Origin of the sequence: Janthinobacterium sp. CG_23.3 (assembly GCF_046115965.1) — a bacterium.
Classification (GTDB): Bacteria; Pseudomonadota; Gammaproteobacteria; order Burkholderiales; family Burkholderiaceae_D; genus Janthinobacterium.
Genome location: NZ_JBJXIB010000202.1, coordinates 1 through 5699 on the forward strand (window position 1 = coordinate 1; position 5699 = coordinate 5699).

The following is a 5699-nucleotide window of genomic DNA, read 5'->3' on the forward strand; positions in this document are numbered from 1 at the left end:
GAGCGAGCCGAAGTGATCAGCGCCGCCAAGAGCCTCGTTGAACAGGTCGGCGTGGCCGCCGCCTGCCGCGCCCTGCGCCTGCCACGCAGCGCCCTCTATCGCGACCGAGCCGCTTGCCACGTCTGTCCATTGCCGGCCACCGCAGCACCGGCCCGGCGACCGCTGTCAGCAGCGGTTGTAAACTGATACACGGCAGCGATTGAAAACTGATACACCGTTTTGAAATGATGGCGGCTTTGCGGGGCCGCCATGAAACCCAACGAGGTGTGTGTGGAAATTCAATTATTGAGCAAGCATGGGTTGCGTCTGCGGAAGATCGCGGCCGAGGTAGGCTGCGCAGTGAACACGGTGCGGCGCCATCTGGCGTTGAAGGCTGTGCCGAAATATGAGCGCAAGGTCAAGCGGGCCAGCAAGCTGGCCGCGCACGAGGCCTATCTGCGGGAGCGGCAAACGGCGGCGCGGCCGAACTGGATACCGGCCAGCGTGTTGCATCGCGAGATCGCCGACAGCGCCGCAAAGGAATGCATCGCGCCGCGCGAAACCGGGGCAGCGGCATGCGTTCCAAGCCGGTGGCCACGCTGCTGTCGGACCTGGGCATCGCCAACTCGCACAGCAGACCCTACGTCTCCGACGACAACCCGTACTCGGAGGCGCAGTTCAAAACCATGAAATATTAGCTAGGCTTTCCGACACGCTTTGGCTCGCTGGCCGACGCGCGCGCATTGCGTCCAGTTCTTCGCGTGGTACAACCGGGTGCAGCGCCATTCCGGCATCGGCGTGATGGCCCCTGAGACCGTTCACACCGGCCGCGCCGCCGAAGTGCGCAAGCAACGACAATCCACTCTGGCGATCGCTTTCCAGCGCACGCCGGCCGAACCGCTTCAAACACCGCATGCCGCAGCCGCAGAAGTTGCCCACGGCTGCCTGGATCAACCCGCCACCGATGCAGAAAAAAGCTGCCTGAAATCCGAGATGTAGACTCCCGCCGTTTCAACCAGGTGTTTCAAAATCATTGACACGCTCCGCACGCAGTTGGTTCAAGCGGGCACTGGGGCCTACACAGCGGAGGACATTGAACCAAGCACTGTTTCGATCGCGGCACAGAGCTGCTCACGGCGTACCGGTTTAACCAAATGCAAGTCGAAGCCGGCAGCCCGCGCCGCTTCGATGTCCTCCGGACGGCCATATCCACTTAATGCAATCAGGGCGATGGAGCGCGTCCCGGGTGCATTGCGCAGGCGCGCCGCAACTTCGAAGCCGTTGACATCGGGAAGGCCGATATCAACGATCGCAACGGCGGGAAGTTCGCGTTGCGCGACCGTGATGCCGTCGGCACCGTTGGCGGCCTCGACTACCACGCATCCCGACAGCTCAAGCATGACCTTCACCATACTACGCGCATCCTCGTTATCTTCGATTAATAGGACGCGGTGCGGTGAGACACCGCCATGCGCTAGGTTGGCCATGTCGGGCTCGGGTCTGAGCAGTTCGGTTGCGCCCGGGAGGGCAACGGTGAAGGTGCTCCCACAATTGCGCCCGGCACTGCTCGCAGACACTGTGCCGCCATGCAAGCGCACCAGCTCGCGCACCAGCGTTAGCCCGAGGCCTAGACCACCCTGAGAACGATCAAGTGACACCGTGCCCTGCACGAAGGGATCGAAGGCCTTGGCCACGAGATCCGCATCCATGCCGACACCGGTGTCAGTCACGGACAAAACGGCGTGCTGCGCATCCACGCGGATTGTGACACGGATGGTGCCGGGCTTCGGCGTGTATTTGATGGCATTACTTATGATATTGGTTACGATCTGGTCCAGCCGGGTGCGATCGGCGAAGATCCATGCGGCTTGCAGGTCCAATTCAACAGTCAGGCCGAGGGTGCGCCCCGCAATATCGAGCGCTTGCAACGATTCACGCACGACATCGGACAAATTCGTTCCGGTGTAACTTAGCTCGATCTTGCCGCTCAACATTCGGCTTACATCGAGCAAGTCGCTGACGATGCGTTCCAGATGCTTGCTCTGACGTTCAATGATCTGGTGGGCGCGCACTGAGGCGGGCGCGTCGGGGGTGGTGAGCTTGATGACTACGGTCGCTGCGCTAATTGCGCTTAGCGGATTGCGCAGTTCGTGGCCGAGCATCGCGAGGAAAGTGTCCTTGGCCTTGTTTTGATTTTCGGCGAGCTGGCGCGCGTTCTGCTCGCTGACGAGCAGGTGCTTTCTCTGTTCTTCGACGAATTTGCGCGCCTGCTGTTCCTGCAACAGAATAGTGCTCGCTTCGCTCAGGGCGTCCTGCAGCTCATCGACTTCTACAACGCCGACGCGCGCGATGACGGGCACCTCGGCGGCGCTCAATGCCTTGGCCGCCGTCTTGGCGACATCGAGCGAACGCACCAGGCGGCGGCCGAGGTAGGTCGCCGCCGCCAAGGCTAGCAGGAGCGCGACCAGCATGCCGAGCGCGGCAACTGTGGCTGCGCGGATAGCAGCTGTTTCGATTTGTTCGACAGGGGCGGCTACGGCAATGGTCCAGCCCGAAATTGGCGAGTGAGTGAAGACGTCGTAAACCTCTACGTTCTCGAGTGTGGTGTGACGGATGTAGCCGTCCCGCCGAGCGGCTGCCGCAGCGACGAGTTCGGGCCGCGCAGGCGCACCGATCCGCGCCGCCGCATTGACGTTGCGGGCAATAAAGCGTCCCTGCTTGTCGATGATGGCCACGACGCTGCCTTCCGCCATGCGCGTCGTCGCGACGATGCCGCTGAAATGCTCGGCCGCGAAAGCTTCCACCAGCACATAGCGTTTTCCGCCGTCCAGCGGTACCGGGACGTTGACAGTGGTGACGGGCTTGCGCAACAGCGGTCCAGGCAGCAGGCCGGACACCAGGGTTGTCTGCGTACGGATGACCTCTTGGGCACGCGCTTTGGCAACCGCAGGCGGCATCGGGGTGCCGTATGGAACAAGCGTGTTGATAATTTGCTGGCCATTGGCATCGAGCAAGAGCGCCCAAGCTGTCTTGCCGCGGCCCGCTGTAATGGCTTGCTGATAAAAGGCAGCCATATCACCTGTTGCGAGGTAAGGAGAAGAGGCCAGCACGTGCAACGCGGCTTCCGCGCTGGCCAATTCGCGGTCAACCGTTAGGGCCGTTGCTCGGGCAGTTTCTTCTAGCGAGCGTAGTGCGGAGACGCGCCCGAATTCATGCAGAAAACTAAGGGCAACCGCAGACGATACCATGACCGGAATTAGCACTGCCAAGGCAGTTAACATCAGATAGACCCGAATTTTCATAGGTAAAGATTTCAGCAGGTTCGGGGGCCGGAAAATGCGGGGCTGTTTTAGTCATAAGGCGTGCTCAGCAGCATGCCCATGCAAGAGTGTAGCGCACGGCGGGATACACGCATACCGCAAATTTGGCCCTCAACTTTCGCGCGCGACTGGGCACGGCGGACAGGCGGGAACCAGCGACGAAGCAAGCGCGCAGCACGCCGTTGAACGACAAGATTGCAGTGATGAAATCGCTGACGGCTGCTCTCTCCCAAGGAAATCGAGCAAGGCTGGAAGCAACTGGCGAAACGCAGATCTCGTTGACCGATCCGGCTGCATTCAATGATGACGCGGGGCTCAGGCAACGACGGCTACAACGTTCAGACCGCGGTCGACACCAAGCACTAACTGATCGTCGAACACGAGATCACCAATATCGGCAGCGACCGCGATCAACTGTCGGGCATGGCGAAAAAGGCGCGCACCGCAATTGGAGCGGATGCATTGGCGGCGATCGCTGATCGCGGCGTTCAGAGCAGGCCGAAGCTAGACCAAATCAAGCACAATGAATCTCAAACAGATACCGCTACGGGTATGCTGATGACGAACCGGTTCCGTCCAGCACTTTTTGCCTCATATAGCGCTGCGTCAGCGCGCTTACCAAGCTCAGGGATATCGATAGCTTCAGGTGACATATACGCAATGCCAATGCTCGTTGAAATTGTCTGAAGTGAGCCTTGGATCAAAAACGGCTGGGCGACAGAGGCGATAATTTTTTCTGCTATCAAGGTTGCTTCTCGCGGGTCCACTAAACCCTCAACAATGATCGTAAATTCGTCCCCAGCCAGTCGGCATACCGTGTCAGTCGCGCGTACACTCAGACGCAGCCGTGTTGCAAACTCACGCAGAACTTCGTCACCACCTGCATGGCCGAGTGAGTCATTTATCTGTTTAAAGTGATCGAGGTCGAGATACATCAATGCCAATATTCGGTCGGTTCTCAGAGCACGTAATGCTGCCTCATGGAGCTTCTCCTCGTAGCTTCGTCGGTTCGCTAAACCTGTCAGGGCATCGGAGCGAGCAAGTAATTGTAGCTGCTGCTCTTGTTTCTTTACCTCCGTGATATCAGTCGTCATCACATAAACACCCAGAACTTCACTATTCTTAATATCTGGGATTCCGAGTACGCTAGCTGTGCGCAACGAGTTGTGCACCAATGCCGTCGTTTCAAATTTTACCACTTCTCCGCGAAGATTCCGTTTGAGTTGAGCCTCCCCCAATGCATACAGCTCGCGCCCTAGTACTTGCTCGACTGTTTTCCCCACCATGGCAGACGGAGGTATTCCGAACCAGCTTTCGTAAGTCGCATTTGCAAATCGATACACTTCGGTGTTATCGATGTAGGCAATTAGTACCGGGAGATTGTCTGTAATGGTTTTAAGGCGCTCCTCGCTTTCGGCTTGTTTTAATTCACTATTTTTCCGGTCTGTGATATCCAATGCCATCGCAAAAAACCCCGCCACTTCACCAGCCGGACCTATATCCGGCACATAAGTCGTGTGGTAGTGCCGACGCTCGCCATCAACCACCATATCGCGCTCGAAAACGACTTTTTCGTTAGCAAAGGCGCGGTCGATAAACGGTTTTATCTGTGAATATCGAGTCTGCCCGTATGCCGCTGCCAGAGAAGAGCCAATCAGTTCTTCGTGGGAACCCTGAAAGACTTGGTCGACCGCAGCGCTGTTCAGAAAAAGCAGTCGTTCTTGACGGTCGACGTGACCAATCATTGCCGGCATATTCTCTGTAATCGCCCGTAGTCGCTGTTCATTGATGGCTGCCGATTTTTCCGACTGCTTAAGTTCCGTCACGTCCTTCATTGCTACAACAGCTCCGAGGCGGACGCCGGTTGAGCTAACTAAACGACGGCCGCTGGCGAGCAAAAACTTCGGCGATTTATCTCTCGGAGCGACAACCATTTCGGCATTGTGTACCGACTCTCCAGAGAGCGCACGTATAAGAGGAACTTGGTCGATCCTAAGTAACGTTTCCCCATCCCCACTGAAAAGACTGTAATGTTCGGCCCATTTTCCGCTATCTATGTCCGTAACGTCCAGACCGTGAAGTTCTCGTGCAGCGCGGTTGAACAGCGTTAGTTCGCCGGTACCTGAGCACGCGACCACTCCCACGTCGATGGTATCCAGAACCGCATCAAGCAATTGTTGCTTCTCTTCCAAAAGTCTCTGAACAGCCTTTCGCTCCGAAATATCGTGCAGGAAGGCATGGAAGTAATGATGCCCGCCCAAGGTCATCTTACCAACTGTCATCTCAACGAGTATGCTATGGCCAAGCGTGACTGTTCAGCCGCTATGCGGCAAGCGGGATAGGATTACCGTTGAAGGCCCGGAGCAGAACCTCAAGCATGCCATGGCCTTGCTTGCGTAG

Annotated in this window: 4 protein-coding genes and 1 pseudogene; 3 read left to right on the top strand and 2 right to left on the bottom strand. The window is 57.7% G+C overall.

Going from position 1 to position 5699, the window contains the following annotated elements; genetic code table 11:
- Positions 1-249: 249 nt before the first annotated feature.
- From ACFDR9_RS26625 to ACFDR9_RS26635, 3 genes and pseudogenes are all read left to right on the top strand, one after another.
- A pseudogene (locus ACFDR9_RS26625) lies at positions 250-501 on the top strand (IS21 family transposase); the annotation flags it as partial.
- A 53-nt stretch (positions 502-554) separates the two neighbouring features.
- A complete protein-coding gene (locus tag ACFDR9_RS26630; RefSeq protein WP_409032922.1) occupies positions 555-677 on the top strand; it encodes a hypothetical protein in 123 nt (40 codons plus the stop codon).
- Between the two features lie 19 nt (positions 678-696).
- Positions 697-978, top strand: coding sequence for a hypothetical protein (locus tag ACFDR9_RS26635; RefSeq protein ID WP_409032919.1), 282 nt, complete (start codon positions 697-699; stop codon positions 976-978).
- Positions 979-1055: 77 nt separating this feature from the next.
- Here ACFDR9_RS26635 and ACFDR9_RS26640 read toward each other — a convergent pair whose 3' ends face one another.
- Complete coding sequence (locus tag ACFDR9_RS26640; RefSeq protein WP_409032920.1) at positions 1056-3281, bottom strand: ATP-binding protein; 2226 nt, start codon at positions 3279-3281, stop codon at positions 1056-1058.
- 548 nt (positions 3282-3829) lie between these two features.
- The gene (locus ACFDR9_RS26645) at positions 3830-5581 is read right to left on the bottom strand and encodes a diguanylate cyclase domain-containing protein (protein ID WP_409032921.1); all 1752 of its coding nucleotides are present in this window, start codon (positions 5579-5581) and stop codon (positions 3830-3832) included.
- Positions 5582-5699: the final 118 nt, after the last annotated feature.

What these genes read in the sequence shown, in the direction of transcription:
- ACFDR9_RS26630 (WP_409032922.1), top strand. Translation starts at nt 555, where the DNA reads ATGCGTTCCAAGCCGGTGGCCACGCTGCTGTCGGACCTGGGCATCGCC.
- ACFDR9_RS26640 (WP_409032920.1), bottom strand. Translation starts at nt 3,281, where the DNA reads ATGAAAATTCGGGTCTATCTGATGTTAACTGCCTTGGCAGTGCTAATT.
- ACFDR9_RS26645 (WP_409032921.1), bottom strand. Translation starts at nt 5,581, where the DNA reads ATGACAGTTGGTAAGATGACCTTGGGCGGGCATCATTACTTCCATGCC.